12 protein-coding genes are annotated in these 14,234 nt (G+C 65.7%); 7 read left to right on the top strand and 5 right to left on the bottom strand.

Annotation, left to right across the window (positions count from 1 at the left end):
• Positions 1–8: 8 nt before the first annotated feature.
• Both ACYQOP_RS11835 and treZ read right to left on the bottom strand, forming a co-directional pair.
• Positions 9–4,919, bottom strand: a complete 4,911-nt coding sequence (locus ACYQOP_RS11835; protein ID WP_461222471.1) for a malto-oligosyltrehalose synthase — start codon at positions 4,917–4,919, stop codon at positions 9–11.
• The gene (treZ, locus tag ACYQOP_RS11830) at positions 4,916–6,721 is read right to left on the bottom strand and encodes a malto-oligosyltrehalose trehalohydrolase (RefSeq protein ID WP_461222470.1); all 1,806 of its coding nucleotides are present in this window, start codon (positions 6,719–6,721) and stop codon (positions 4,916–4,918) included. The genes ACYQOP_RS11835 and treZ overlap by 4 nt, the downstream gene beginning before the upstream one ends.
• Before the next feature lie 285 nt (positions 6,722–7,006).
• Between treZ and ACYQOP_RS11825 the strand changes: the two genes are divergently transcribed.
• Positions 7,007–7,492 carry a YidB family protein gene (locus ACYQOP_RS11825; protein WP_461222469.1) on the top strand — a complete coding sequence of 162 codons (486 nt, stop codon included), beginning with the start codon at positions 7,007–7,009 and terminating at the stop codon, positions 7,490–7,492.
• A gap of 48 nt (positions 7,493–7,540) precedes the next feature.
• On the opposite strand, the gene mgtE is transcribed toward ACYQOP_RS11825, so the two are convergent.
• A complete protein-coding gene (gene mgtE, locus ACYQOP_RS11820; protein WP_056429265.1) occupies positions 7,541–8,911 on the bottom strand; it encodes a magnesium transporter in 1,371 nt (456 codons plus the stop codon).
• A gap of 528 nt (positions 8,912–9,439) precedes the next feature.
• On the opposite strand from mgtE, the gene pqqA (ACYQOP_RS11815) reads away from it, so the two are divergent.
• The 6 genes from pqqA (ACYQOP_RS11815) (at position 9,440) to ACYQOP_RS11790 (ending at position 11,785) form a co-directional block, all read left to right on the top strand.
• Positions 9,440–9,529: a pyrroloquinoline quinone precursor peptide PqqA gene (gene pqqA, locus ACYQOP_RS11815; RefSeq protein ID WP_056429267.1), complete on the top strand. Its 90-nt coding sequence runs from the start codon at positions 9,440–9,442 to the stop codon at positions 9,527–9,529.
• Positions 9,530–9,592: 63 nt separating this feature from the next.
• Positions 9,593–9,682, top strand: a complete 90-nt coding sequence (pqqA, locus tag ACYQOP_RS11810) for a pyrroloquinoline quinone precursor peptide PqqA (protein ID WP_018042171.1) — start codon at positions 9,593–9,595, stop codon at positions 9,680–9,682.
• 281 nt (positions 9,683–9,963) lie between these two features.
• Positions 9,964–10,227 carry a hypothetical protein gene (locus tag ACYQOP_RS11805; RefSeq protein ID WP_056429269.1) on the top strand — a complete coding sequence of 88 codons (264 nt, stop codon included), beginning with the start codon at positions 9,964–9,966 and terminating at the stop codon, positions 10,225–10,227.
• A gap of 533 nt (positions 10,228–10,760) precedes the next feature.
• Complete coding sequence (locus ACYQOP_RS11800; RefSeq protein WP_056429271.1) at positions 10,761–11,111, top strand: hypothetical protein; 351 nt, start codon at positions 10,761–10,763, stop codon at positions 11,109–11,111.
• 7 nt (positions 11,112–11,118) lie between these two features.
• Complete coding sequence (locus tag ACYQOP_RS11795) at positions 11,119–11,469, top strand: 4-fold beta flower protein (RefSeq protein ID WP_461222468.1); 351 nt, start codon at positions 11,119–11,121, stop codon at positions 11,467–11,469.
• A gap of 91 nt (positions 11,470–11,560) precedes the next feature.
• Entirely contained in the window at positions 11,561–11,785 is a 225-nt protein-coding gene (locus tag ACYQOP_RS11790; protein WP_056429276.1) for a hypothetical protein, read from the top strand.
• A gap of 300 nt (positions 11,786–12,085) precedes the next feature.
• On the opposite strand, the gene ACYQOP_RS11785 is transcribed toward ACYQOP_RS11790, so the two are convergent.
• Both ACYQOP_RS11785 and ldtR read right to left on the bottom strand, forming a co-directional pair.
• A complete protein-coding gene (locus tag ACYQOP_RS11785) occupies positions 12,086–13,177 on the bottom strand; it encodes a GGDEF domain-containing protein (protein WP_461222467.1) in 1,092 nt (363 codons plus the stop codon).
• Positions 13,178–13,580: 403 nt separating this feature from the next.
• Entirely contained in the window at positions 13,581–14,093 is a 513-nt protein-coding gene (gene ldtR / locus ACYQOP_RS11780) for a transcriptional regulator LdtR (RefSeq protein ID WP_056429280.1), read from the bottom strand.
• Between the last annotated feature and the right edge of the window lie 141 nt (positions 14,094–14,234).

Below are 14,234 nucleotides of genomic sequence, written 5' to 3'. Positions count from 1 at the left end.
ACTCGGGCTCAGGCGATCCGCTTCAGGACTGCGTAGGGCAAACGCGCGAACAACCGGCCGAGATCGACCGATGTTCCCTCCGGCTGCACCTCGGCCCCCGACATCAGGTCGACCCAGCAGCTCTCCGCCGGCACCGGCAAGGTGGTGCCGGAGAAGGCCTCGCCCGACCATGCCGCATCGCCGACGAGGCCGGAGACGAGTCGCGGCACGGCGACGAGGAGATCGCCCTCCCCGCTTGTGGCATCGGACCGTGTGAATGCGATGACATGGGCACTCAACCGGCCTTCTGCGGTCACCGCCAGATGGTCGGCATCCGCGTAGAAGCTGGGTCGCTCCGCCCGGTCGGCAAGGAGGCGCGCGAGCGTCGCCTGCTTGACCCGCCCATCCGGCCAGTGATCGAGCAAGCCGGCGATGTCGGCGCTTCCGTTCAGGGCTTCGGCGCGGGCCGTGTAATCCACGGGGCGGCGGTTATCCGGGTCCACGAAGGAGAAGTCCCAGAATTCCGTCCCCTGGTACACGTCGGGCAAGCCCGGAAGCGTGGCCTTCAGCACCGTCCGGCCGAGGCCGGCGATCATGCCGAGATGGGCGAGCCGGCGCGCGATCGGACGCATGAGCGTCATGAACTTCGCGCCCGGCGCGATCAGGCCGGCGAAGAACCGCTTGACCGCCGCCTCGTACTGCTCGTCCACATTGACCCAGCTCGAACGGCGCTTGCCCTCCCGCAGGGCTTTTTCGGAATAGGCGTCGAGACGTTCGCGGAATTCCGCGATGGCGGCCTCGTCGTCCCGCTCCAGCAATTCCAAGGGCCAGGCGCCCAGGATGGCCTGCAGGAACATCCACTGATCGTTGGCGTCGGGCGCGGGGCCCTCCTCCATGGCGGTGAGATGGGTCCGGGCCGACTGGCCGAGGATGGTCCAGGCCTCGGCCCACACCTCCGGGATCTCGGACAGGGCGAGGAGGCGCGAGCGGGCATCCTCGCCGCGCTTGGTGTCGTGGGTCGCCGTGGTGATCATGGCGTTCGGCCAGTCGCGGGCCCGCGCCGCCTGGAGCGCGTGGAAATGCTCCAGATCGATCCCGTATTCGCCCGGATCGCCGCCGACCTCGTTGAGGGCGAGCAACTCGGAGAAACGGTAGAACAGCGTGTCTTCCAGGCTTTTCGCCATGACCGGCCCGGTCAGCTGCTGGAACCGGCGGCGGAACCGCAGGATGACGGCGGGATCGGGACGCCCCGGCCCGCCGGAATCGACCCGGCCCAGCAGAGCCTGCGAGGCGAAATCGTGGACCGACCTGTCCGGCAGGGCACTCCAGCGCTTGGCCTTGGCCACCGCGCCCTCGATCAGGCGGATATCCTCGCCCTCGACATCGCTCTCGTCGAGATCGCCCGGCAGATAGGAGCGGTAGGTGGGAAAGCGCGCGATGATCTCGATCAGCGCGCGGCGGATGGCGTTCACCGAGAAATCGCGCGTGCGCCGGTCCGCATCGGCGATCCGCTTCAGGTCGGCGGTGAGCACTTCGAGCTCGCTGGCGAAGCTGATCTCGAGGATCTCCGCCTTGGCCGCCCGGAGCTGCGCCTTGTAGGGCTCGTCCATGCCGGTGGCCCAGCGATAGAACCGGGTGATCCTAGTGTGCTTCTCCTGATCCACCAGGATGCCGTCGAGCTGGTTCAGCACGTCGTAGCCGGTGGTTCCGGCGACGGGCCAGGGCCGCAGCTTCTCGCCGGGTTCGAGGATCTTCTCGACCACGACGTAGAAACCCGGGCCGACCGCGCTCTGCAGGGCGCGCGCATAACCCTGCGGGTCGGCGAGACCGTCGATATGGTCGATCCGCAGCCCGTCGATCCGCCCCTCGGAGATGAGGCGGAACACCGTCTCGTGCGAGCGGTGGAAGATGTCGGATTTCTCCACGCGCAGGCCCGCGAGGCCGTTCACGTCGAAGAAGCGACGGTAGTTGATGTCGCTGGCCGCCACGCGCCAATGGGCGAGACGGTAGGATTGCTGCTCGAGGAGCCGGTGGAGCGGCCCGAAACTGTCGGGCCTTCCCTCGAAACCGTTGAGCAGGGTCAGCGTGCGGTCGATGGCCTTCGCGATGGCCGGCGAAGCCTCCACCGCGTCGGCGAGCCGGCGCTTGAGGCCGTCGGCCTCCTCCGGGAAGCCCCGGCGGCGCTCCGCATTCGTCTCTTCGCTCATCAGCCGCAGCCGCTCGGAGACGGCGAGAACTTCTGCCGCCGCGTCGTCGCCGATCTCGCCATGCGCCGCCAGGGCGCGGTTGAGGATCGAGGGATATTGCAGCGGGCAGATCGGGAATTGGTGCTCGTAATGCCAGACGCTGAAGGCGCCGGCGGCGGCATCGTATTTCAGGTCGAGCGTGCCGTGTTCGAGGGCCTCGCCATAGCGGTCGCCCAGGAACGGGATGACGAGGTTGTTGCGCGCGCCCTGGCGCTGCCAGTCGATGTCGAAGGCATGCGCGAGCGGCGAGAGATCGCCCCATTCGAGGACGGAGAGCCACCACGGATTGTCGGCCCCGCCGACGCCCATATGGTTGGGCACGATGTCGAGGAGCAGCTTCAGGCCGTGCCGCTGCATCACGTCGGAGAAGTGGACGAAGCCCTCTTCGCCGCCGAGTTCCGGGTTGATCGTCGAATGGTCGACGATGTCATAGCCATGGGTCGAGCCGGGCCGCGCCTTCTGGATCGGCGAAGCATAGACGTGGCTGATGCCGAGTTTGGCCAGATACGGCACGATCCGCTCGGCATCGGCGAAGGTGAAGTCCTTGTGGAACTGCAGCCGGTAGGTGGCGCGCGGCGGCGGCGAGGCGAGACGCGCGGCTCCCGAACGGGGGCCGCGTTCCTCGGCCGAGAGGGCGGCGGCGAGCTTCGCCAGCGGACCGCCCGGCGCCGCGATGGCCTCCAGGCTGCGGTCGAGCTTGCGCCGCCAGTTCGGATAGCCCTCCGTCGAGCCCGGCACGTTGGCCTGGCTCAATTCGGAAATGACGTCCTCGTACTGCACTGCCGTCAGCATCGAGGGCGCCCGTGCGAGGTAGCGCGCCGCCGCTTCGAACGGCGCCGTCTCGGGCACGTCGTAGCTCGGCAGCAATTGCTCGGAGGCCAGAGCCTCGGTGAGGCGGGCGCGCTCGGTGACGCGCTCGCGGCGCTCCGCTTCCGCCCGCTCGGCGTCGTAGAGGCCCAGCGCCTGGCGAGTGTCGGTATCGACGCCGCGCCACCAGCCGACAAAGGTCGGCAGGTCATGCGTGGTGATCGCCGTCAGCGCATCGCGCGGATAGGCGCCGGGTCCCTTGAACCGGCCGCCATGCTCGCGCTCGAAGGCGAGGATGCGGTAGCTCAGGATGCCGGCCTGCATCAGCGCGTCGGAGAAGCCCTCCGGCGCGGTGCCGAGATCCTCGGCGATGACGAGGCATTTCGCCCGGTGGCTCTCCAGCCGCAGCACCGCGAGCATGGGCTCGAACGGCATGGCGACATAGGCCCCGTCCTTCGCCGATCCGGTGACCGGAATGAGGAAGAGCCGGGCGAGCTGGAACGCGTGGTCGATGCGGATCGCACCGGCATGGCGCATGTTCGCCTGGACCAGGGCGCGGAACGCCGCGAGCCCGTTGCGCTCCATTTCGAGGGGGTGGAAGGCCGGCAGGCCCCAATCCTGGCCCTTGGGCGCGAGGAGATCCGGCGGCGCACCGATGGAGACACCATTGGCGAAGCGCTCAGGATGCGACCAGACTTCCGACCCGCCGCGATCCGCGCCGACGGCGAGGTCGCGGTAGAGGCCGAGCCGCATCCCGCTTTCGAGGGCGGCCTTCGACGCATCGGCCAATTGGCGATCGGCGAGGTATTGCAGCCAGATATGGTAGGTGACGGCCTCGGCATGGGCCATCGCGAACGCCTCCACCGCCGGTGTCCCGGCGCGGCGCATCTCCTCCGGCCAGTCGCCGGACCAATAGGCGCCAAGCGCCTTGTAATGGGCCGACAAGGCCTCGAACGTCCCATGGGCTTCGAGATCCGCCCCGCCCTCCTCGCGGAAGGCCGAGAAGGCGGGGTCCTGCCCCGCGCGAGCCGGGGATTCCTGCCAGAACGCCTCCAGCACGGGGGACAGCACGCCCCAGATGCCGGGATGGTCCACCAGGGTCGCGGCCTGAAGGCCGGCGATGTCGGTGGCCTTGTCCGCCAGTAGCGCGGCGGCACGCGAATTGGTGAAACCGGGCAACGCGCCGGGTTCGATGAACAGGGTCTCCAAGAATAAGCGCGAGGACGGCGAATAGGGCGAGATCTTGCTGCGATCCGATTCGAACAGCGCATGGACCGGGCTCAGGCCCAGGAACGAGGCACCGCGAATGCCGGCATCCCGTGCGGCGCGGCCCGCATCGGCGTAGCTGCCGATGCCGAGGTTGTGCGGCGAGCGCAGGCCATAGAGTTGCGCGGCGAGGCCCCAATCCCGCGCGCCCTCGTCGGCATAGGCGGCGGGGCGCCAGCAACGCTGCGGCGCGGAGATGACCCAGGCTTCCGATTTCCGCTCGCCGAGCGCCACGGTGAGCCGGTGGTAGCCCGGCGTCAGGGGCGGCAACTCGATACGGGGTTCACCAGCGCCCGTGATCGACGCCCTCCCCTCCCGCGCGAGGCCGCGCTCGTCGACGAGGCGCCACGACACGGCGCCGTGCGCCTCCGCGGCCTGAAGCGGGATCGTCGAGGCACGCCGCGCTTCGACCGGGTTCAGAGACGGGACGAGCCCGAGCCGGACGGATTCGACCTCCGCGAGGCTGCTCGCGATCTCGTCGTCGTTGCTCGCCGGGAAGCCCAGGGCGGCGACCATGCCGCGCCGGGTCTCGATATCGGTCGCCACGGGCTGGCCGAACGCGTCGGTATAGCCGGATGCGATGCCGAGGAGATCGGCCAGACGTTCGAGATCGCGGCTCATCGGGCGGCTCCCGTCAGCACGATGCCCGTCCAGGTGGGAAGCTCGATCTCGCTACCCGTATGACCGTTCGACCAGATCACCTGACCTCCATGGGAATCGACGGCGAGGGGATCCGCGCCGAAATTGGCGACGAAGCGCAGGGTGCCCCCCGCATAGCGCCAAGTCACGTCGAGGGAATCCGGGGACGGCCGGGTCACGTCGGCCCCGAGATATTGCGTCTTCGTCAGGGGCACGACGGATTGGTGCCTGATCTGCAACAGGTTGCGGGTGTCGGCCCAGACACCGCGATGGGGCTGCCGCTCCGGCTCGGACCAGTCGAGCTTCGAATCGAGGAAGGTCTGTTCCGCCGTGGGATCGGGGATCACCGACGTGTCGTCCGCGAAGGCGGCGAAGCTCTTGAACTCGCGACGGCGCCCCTCGCGCACGGCCTTGTTCAGCTCCTCGTCCGGCGCGAAATCGACGAAGAAGAGGAACGGCGTCGTGGCCGACCATTCCTCGCCCATCCACAGCATCGGAATCTGCGGAGCGAGCAGGAAGGCGGCCCTGGCCAAGCTGAGCTTGTCGGGGTCGCTGAGCGCGCTCAGGCGCTCGCCGAGCGCCCTGTTGCCGACCTGATCGTGGTTCTGGAGGAAGGTGACGAAGGCCGAGGGCGGCAGATGGGAAGAGGGCTCGCCGCGCGGGTGGTTGTCGAGGCTCGGGAACGGCTCGCCCTGATAGGCGAAGCCTTCCGCGAGGCAGCGGGCGAGATGATCCACCGGCTTGTCGGCGAAGCTGACATAATAGCCCGCATCCTCGCCGGTCAGCAGCACGTGCCAGCAATGGTGGAGGTCGTCGGCCCATTGCGCCGTGTGCTGGAGCGGCTGGGCGTTGTCGTCGCGTTCGAGCCAGCGGGCCTGGTTGGCCTCGTTCTCGAGGACGAGATGGATGTGCCGGCTGGGCAGGCGCGCGCGGATCGTTTCGGCGAGCTCACCGATGAAGTGCTTCGGCGAATCGTCCAGGATGGCATGGACCGCATCGAAGCGGATGCCGTCGAAATGGTATTCTTCCAGCCAGTAGAGCGCGTTCTCGATGAAGTAGTCGCGCACGACCTTGCCGCTGGTCTCGCCGTCGAAGTTGATGCCGGCGCCCCAGGGCGTCTGATGACGCTCGGTGAAGAAGGTCTTGGCATAGGCGTGGAGGTAATTCCCGGCCGGGCCGAAATGGTTGTAGACCGCGTCGAGGAACACCATCAGCCCGAGCGAATGGGCCTTGTCGATCAGGTGTTTGAGCTCGTCCGGGCGTCCATAGGCGGCATCCGGCGCGTAGGGCAGCACGCCGTCATACCCCCAGTTGCGGGTACCCTTGAAATCGGCGAGCGGCAGAAGCTCGATGGCGGTGACCCCGAGATGGGTCAGGTCCTCGAGCTTGGCCTCCAGCGCGGCGTAGGTGCCCTCCGGCGTGGCGGTGCCCACATGCAGCTCGTAGAGGACGGCCTCTTCCCAGGGGCGGCCCGTCCATTCTCCGTCGCTCCAGTCGAACGCCTTCGGATCGATCACCTCGCTGAGGCCCGACACGTCGTCGGGCTGGAAGCGCGAGGCGGGATCCGGCACGACGAGGTCGCCGTCGATGCGGAAACCGTAGCGGGCGCCGGCGCGGATATCCGGCACGGTGGCGCGGCGCCAGCCTTCGCCGGCCTCGGGGATAGGATGCTCGGCCCCGTCGACCACGAGGGCGACGTCCTTGGCCGTGGGTGCCCAGAGGGCGAAGCGCACGCCGTCCGCCGCGATGGCGGCACCGAAGTTCATGTCGTGTGTGCGCCGCATCAGACCGCCATCTCGCTCATTGGGAAACCTCGCGGCGGAGTCGCACCCGCCTGCGGTGAGAAGGCTGTCCGCGGTGCTCTGGTTCCCTCACCGAACAGCTTCGCTTGCGACGTAATGCGCGGGTCGCGGCGGACAACCGCCGGGCAGAGAAGTTTTATGTGCAGCGCGCCATTGATCCATGATTGTGCCCGTTCCGGCGGCGCGATGCATCGGTAAGCGCCACATGCACGTTGATGAGCGTCGCCTCGCCGATGAGCCGGCGGCGAACCTCAAGGGAGACAGCGCATGAGCCGCGGATATCCGTCCATGACCGCTTTGCTGGGCCTGCTCGCCGTGGCGGGCTACCAAAACAGGGACAAGATCGCCGAATTCCTGGGCGGCACGTCGAACAAGAGCGCGGCTCCGGGCACGCCGGGAGCCGTCACCGATGGCCAGAGCGGGCTCAATCAAAGCGGGCTCGGCGGCATCCTCGGCCAGCTGGGAAGCGCCCTCGGCGGTGCCGGCGCGGGCGGCCTCCTCGGCGGTGGCTTGAACGAACTCGTCGAGCGGTTCACCCAGAATGGCCACGGCGAGACCGCTTCGTCCTGGGTCAACCAGGGTCCGAACCAGGAAATCGCGCCCCAGAACCTCGAAAAGGCCATCGGCCCGGACATCCTGGCCACCCTCGCCCAGCAGACGGGACTGACCCGCGAGGAATTGCTGTCCCGCCTGTCGCGGGAATTGCCGCAGGCCGTCGACCGCTACACCCCCGACGGCCGCGTTCCGGCCTGAGGCGTCGTCTCCTCCCGGGCGCGCTCCGCCCGGGAGGATCGATGAGGGTCAGAGCAGCGTGCCGCGCAGGATCAGCATCGCCACCGAGAAGTAGATGACGAGGCCGGTGACGTCGACGAGCGTCGCCACGAAGGGCGCGGAGGCCGTCGCCGGATCGAAGCCGAGCCGCTGGAGCACGAAGGGCAGCATCGATCCCGTCAGCGAACCGAAGGTGACGATCCCCACCAGGGCGGCCCCCACCGTCGCCGCCACCAGCATCCAATGCTCGCCGTAATCGTAGAGGCCGGCCTTCTGCCAGACGACGATGCGAATGACACCGATCGTCCCCAGGATGGCGCCCAGCAGCAACCCGGTGGGCACTTCCCGCAGGGCCACCCGCCACCAGTCGCGCAGGCGGACTTCGTGGAGCGCGAGCGCGCGGATGAGCAGCGAGGTCGCCTGGCTTCCCGAATTGCCGCCCGAACTCATGATGAGCGGGATGAACAGGGTGAGGACGATGGCCTTCTCCAGCTGCCCCTCGAACCCCTGCATCGCAGTGGCCGTCATCATCTCGCCGAGGAACAGGGCGCAGAGCCAGCCGGCGCGCTTCCGGATCATCGTGCCGAAGCCGATATCCATATAGGGCTCGGGCAGGGCCTCCATGCCTCCGAAACGCTGGACGTCCTGCGTCTGCTTCTCGACCATGGCGTCGATCATGTCGTCCACCGTGACGATGCCGATGAGGTGGCCCACCGCATCCACCACCGGCAGGGCCAGCAAATCGTATTTCGAGATCAGCCGCGCCGCCTCCTCGCGGCTGGCGGTGGGTGAGACGGCGAGCGGCCGCCGGCCGGCGGCGACGCTGAGGACGTTGTCGTCGGGATTGCCGGAGATCAGCCGGCGCAGGGGCACGGCCTTCGTCAGCGCCTGGGTGCGCGGGTCGAGGACGAAGATCGCGTAGATCGTCTCGCGGGTCTTCTCCACGGTACGGACATGGTCGAGGGTCTGCTGCACCGTCCAGTTGCCCGGGACGCTGACGAATTCCGTGGTCATCAGCGAGCCCACGCTCTCCTCGCCATAGGCGCTGAGCCGGTCGATCGTGCCGCGCGTCTCCGCATCGAGGCGCGCCCTCAGATCGGAGCGGCCCGGCTCCTCGATCTCGCGGAACACGTCCGTCACCCGGTCCGCCGACATGCCGGACAGGTAGGAGGCGACCCGGTCGCGCGGCAGCATCTCGATGATGTCGGCGGCGAGGTCGAGTTCCGGCTGGTCGAGTACCTCCACCGCCCGGTCATGGGGCAGCCCGAGCAGGATCGCGGCGGCGACCTCGGGTGCCTCCTCGTTCAGCGCCTCGACGATGTCGGGCGCGCGTTCGTCCGACAACCGGGCGGCCAGCACGGAGGGATCGATCTTGGTCGGAAAGGGGGCGATCTGGTTCATGGGCTCACCTCGGGGGAGGAGTGCGATCGGGCCGTGTTCGGCCGGATCGCGGTGAGCCGCGTGTGAACCCGTCAGGGCTTCAGGCGGTCAGAACGATATCGGCCGGGCGGGCTGGATCGGTGGGACTGTCGCTGGGCATGGATGGGGAATTCGGGCTCCAAAGCTTCCACCTGCGATGCGCACATGCGGATCGCCGAGGGGAAGCCGTCGGCGGCGCCCCCATGCGCTCCGCCACGGGGCGCGTCAAGATGAATTTCCTCCTGTCTTTCAGACCTGTCGACGCGATGGCCGGGACGGCCGTGGGAGCCGCTGTTTCGACGTTCGGAATGGGCAGCGCCGCGGCCGGGATCGGGTACCGAAGCAGCGCAATCCTGCATCATAGTTCCCTAAAGAAGGAAAGTTGTCCTCTTATCGGATGAAATCCGGCCCTTACGATCCATCATATGAAAAATATAAGTCTCGTGCCCGCTTGTATTGCGCCCAACTCATTGCTTATGTTGAGTGCGTCGGACACGAAGGAGTTCTGCCATGGCATGGTCTACCCCCGTTGTTCAGGAAATCTGCGTCGGCATGGAAGTCACCAGCTACGAGTCGGCGGAAATCGATCCCTTCAACTGAGGGATCGGCGCCCTCACGGGCCCGTGTCACCAAGCCTCATCACTACCAACCAGGAGAAACGTCATGACGTGGTCTGCCCCCATCGTTCAGGAAGTGTGCGTCGGCATGGAAGTCACCAGCTACGAGTCGGCTGAGATCGACACCTTCAACTAAGTCGATCGCGACCAAGTCGATCGCTCCCTGGAGCGATTTGAAGGGGCGGCATTCCATCGGGAATGCCGCCTTTTTCGTGTTCGCTCGGGACCGGGGATCGGGTCGGTGCAGAGATCGTCAGTCATGTCACCCATGGAATGTCGACGTCACTGGTCTCGCCGCAAGGGTGAACTTTACGAGACAGTTCCGTCGAGAACTCTGCTAGGATGGTCACTTCGGCTCATGAGATGGGGACACGTTCGGGTCCCTGCGGTGAACTCGTCATTCGAGAGAAACACCCCATGACCCACGAGATGCCAGCCATGGAATTCTCGGACCTCACAGGACGGGCGACCCAGGACGGCATCACGGTGACGGTGAACGTCTATCGCTTCGCCGGCACGCAGGATCGGTGGACACTCGAAGTCATCGATCAGACGGGTTGGTCGACGGTCTGGGCCACCACCTTCGCCTCCGACGAAGATGCCCTCGACGCGTTCATTGAGGCCGCCGAGGAAGGTGACGGCATGCGCGCGTTCCTCGAACCGCCGCCGACCTTGCACTGACGCAGATCGATATCGGCCTTCCGCCGCCGCACGCGCCTACCGGCTTCGCACAGCGACTCAAACGCCGTTCGCTTCATCCAAGCGGGTTCGACAATAGTGGCGACGGGTTCCCTCTGCTGCAAGGAGACGGTATTCCCCCATCTACTTGTGCAGGCAAAACGCCTCCCTCTCCGCCTTGTGGGAAAAGGTCAGGATTGGGGGTGGCGCCGCTTGCCTCCGCAGCTTGAGGGTCGCCCAACCAGCCCCACCTCCACCCCACAAGCTCGACGGATCTCGGGCAGGCCCGATATCCGCTGGGGAAGAGGGCTGCGCAACCTGCGAGATGTTTGAATATCGTAGCCCCCGCACCGCGGAATCTCGCGGCGTGGATGGCAGCGCCGCCCTGCCCCTCATGCCGACATTCGAGTGCCGGCCGAACAAAGTCCACGTCACGCCCAAGGACGAACGCCCCTGCAGGGGACATCGCGCGTCGATGCATTCAGTCTCTGCGGGTGGACCACGTGCCATCACAACAATTGGAAAGTAGATCCATCATGAACCAACCCGACCTGCTCGCCGAGAACGTCTCCATCGCGGATCTCGCCGGCCGGAAAGCCGAGCGTCTGGAATATCTGAAAGGCGTCTACCTCAACATGGTCCCCGACCAGACGCGCAACCCGACGCTGCGTGTTCGCCTCAGCCGGGTCGGATCGAAAGTCCAGCCGCACTACCGGATCGAGAGCGACGACACCGATGGCCAGACCGTCATCTTGGGGGTCTATCAGGGCGACAAGCACAAGCCGCTCGCCAAGAGGCTGCACGACGATGACGGACCGACCTGGAGCAGCGAGACCATGAGCTACGTCGACCTCCGCACGCTACACAACAGCCAGATCGGGGTTTGAGCCGTCCATGATCGAGTTCTTCGACAGAGATGGCGGCGAGGCGGTTTTCTGCCACGACGGGCACTCGCTCTATCTCTGGAACGGCAAGGCCGCGGCTTTCATCCACGATGACAAGGTCTACGCCTACCACGGCCGCTTCATCGGCTGGGCGGATCGCGGCTGGATCTCGGACGAGGACGGAGCCTGCCTGCTCTTCGAACGGGACGCGGTGGGCGGCCCTCCCAAGCCCCAGCGGCAGGGGAAGACGACGCCCGGTCCGAGACGCCCGAAACTGGCACGGGCCGAAATGCAGCAGGCCCCGTCTCGTCCCGCCTCATTCGCGGCCTGGTCCCATCGCGTCTTTTCCGACCTGATCTGACCCTCGGCCGAACCCGTTCGCACGACCTCCCTCGCCACGTCGAACGGTGTGACGAGAGGGGTCGGGCGATGCCTGACGATAGGAAACTCGCATGACACTGACGAAGAAGCTGGCTCGCGTCCTCACCGACGAGACGGCGGGAGGCTATCGACTGACCATCGAGACCGTGGACGGGGAGATCTTCCGTATCCTCGCCACGGAGGATCAGGTGAACGACCTGATCGATGAACTCGATGAACTGGTCGGAGACGATGCCGACGACATTCCCGCTCTCTCTGAGGAGGAAGAGCGTGTCGGGGAGGAGCAGCCTTCGTAACGACGGGCCGAACGTTCGATTGCCCCGAGACGAATTCGGGTTGGTCTCGACTTTGGACGATGACTGGGTTGGCGGGGTACGCCCGGCAACCCCCGTCATCGGGTCGGCCACGGCAGAGCTATCTTCCCGACCTCAGCCGGTCCTCGTATTGCGCCGCCAAAAGCTACGCGAGGGAACACGATTTCGCGACATCCACGAGGCCTTCACAGGCCTCGCGGCAAGCCTCGTCACGCTCGACCAGATCGGACGGTGCGGTTTGGCGCTCCGAGACATCATTTGCGACGAGCCGCGCATTGGCCCTCATACGACTTGGACCCGATTCCGCCCGCTGATCTTGGCCTTGTACAAAGCTGCATCCGCTCGTTCGATAGCAGCCACGACCTGCGCTCCGTCATCCGTCATCTCGACGCCGAGGCTGACCGTGACCGCAATCGAGTGACCGTTCCATGCGATCGGCTTGTCTTGAAGTGTGAAGCGAAGGCGTTCGGCGAGGAAGACAGTCGCGTGGCGATCGTGCCCTTCAAGGACGATCACGAATTCCTCGCCGCCGAGGCGAGCGAGAATAGCCGCCTCCGGTAGGACCGACTTTGCGCATTTGACGAACTCGCGCAGAACGTCGTCTCCGGCGGCGTGGCCGAATCGATCGTTGATGGCTTTGAAGTGGTCGAGATCGGCGACGATCACCCCGGCCACCTTCCGCTCTTTTTTGAGTTCGCGATCGAGGCCCTTGCGGTTCAGGGCGCCGGTCAGGGGATCGTGATTCGCAATCTGCTCCAACGCCGCATAGGCCCTCTCGGACTGAAGGGCGAGGATCGCTGTCGTGAGCACGATCGACGTCACATGATCGTTGATCGCAACGATCACCACCGTCAGTTGCTCGACGTTGGGCGAGAACGGCAGGATCGGCAGACAGAGCGCAGCGGCGATGGCAGCCTGCGCAAGGCCTGCGATGCGCCGTATGGCCGATCCCCGCGAGGTCGAAAGCACGTAAATGGCTATCGCGGCCTCAAGCTGCGCATAAGCCAGCGTACTCACCGTATTGACCGTATCGGCATCCCGACCGATCGCCGCCAGACCGACATGCAGGAGAGCCGGCAGCAAGGTCAGAACGGCCATGACGGGCGTCAGAGGTCTTCGCCCGTCGAAGACGCGAAAACCGACCCAGAACATGCAAGCCGTCAGCGACCAACCCAGCGAAGAAAGCCAACTCCCGTAGCGGCCGAAGTCGTCGAAGCCGACTGTTATCGCGGCGCTGATCAGATAGTTCGATCCGAAGCAGAGGAATGAGAACTCATCTCTACGAAGAAACCAGCCGTATACGAACACGAGCCCGCACGTCATGAAGACGATCAGCTCGGTCAGTTGTAGAGTTGGAATCGAGACGGTCATCATACCTGATTAGCTTGCTCAGAGCGCACCAAACAAGCTTCAATCAAGAATTTCCCGCTGCGGGTTAGGAACGTTCAACAGAACCGCCTAAATCGATTCAGGGTAATATAGTTTGCAGCGAGTCCGGTGAGGGCTCTGCGGCTATCGCTTCATTGTCCTTCGGTTCGGCACGCCTTCGGTACTGGATAGCGAGGCTCGGCCCCAGGAAACCAATCGGAACCTGCTGCGCGCGGGGCGGCCTCCGGTCATGCCTGGCCGCCCCGGTTCATATCTCGTTCCCGGCGATTCGCCATCTCTGTCGTCCTAAACAGGTTTCGCAGAAGTGGCCCCCGGTTCCGCGATAAAAACCTGCGACACATCAAGGCGCTGAGCAGCGTGAAGCGTTGGCGTGCCAACGGGACCCTGCTTAGAGGCGGTAGCGGATCTGGTCGGTCCAGAAGCGCTCGAGACGGCCGAGGGCGACGTTGAGGCGCCCGAAATCGTCGTCGGAGATGCCGCCGATCGGCTGGATGGTCCGGGCGTGCTTGTCGTAGAGGCCCTGGATGATGTCGTGGATGGACCGGCCCTTGTCGGTGAGGCTGATCCGGACCGAGCGGCGGTCGGTCTTCGACCGGGCGTGGTGGAGGTAGCCGGCCTCGACGAGCTTCTTGACGTTGTAGGAGACGTTGGAGCCGAGATAGTAGCCCTTCGTCCGCAGCTCGCTGGCCGTCAGTTCCTTGTCGCCGATGTTGTAGAGCAGCAGCGCCTGGACGCTGTTGACGTCCTCGCGACCCCGGCGCTCGAACTCGTCCTTGATCACATCGAGCAGGCGGCGGTGGAGGCGTTCCACGAGATGCAGCGCTTCGAGATAGGATCCATGCACCGGGGTGGTCTCGGTGGAAGTATTGGTCTCGATCACCTTGGCGGACTGGGACTTCATCTGATTGCCTCGTCAGGGTTCTTGCTCGGGCGCCGTGGTGTTCGGCACCGCTTATGAAGCCAATTTACGAGTGACCGATGAAAGACGATTTAAGCGATAGGATGAATATGCGATTTACCTCTGTCGGTAAATGCAAAATGA

This window comes from Methylobacterium sp. CM6247 (assembly GCF_054817925.1).
The sequence above is the reverse complement of the archived record's forward strand: the minus strand, read 5'-3'. Positions and strand labels throughout refer to the sequence as shown.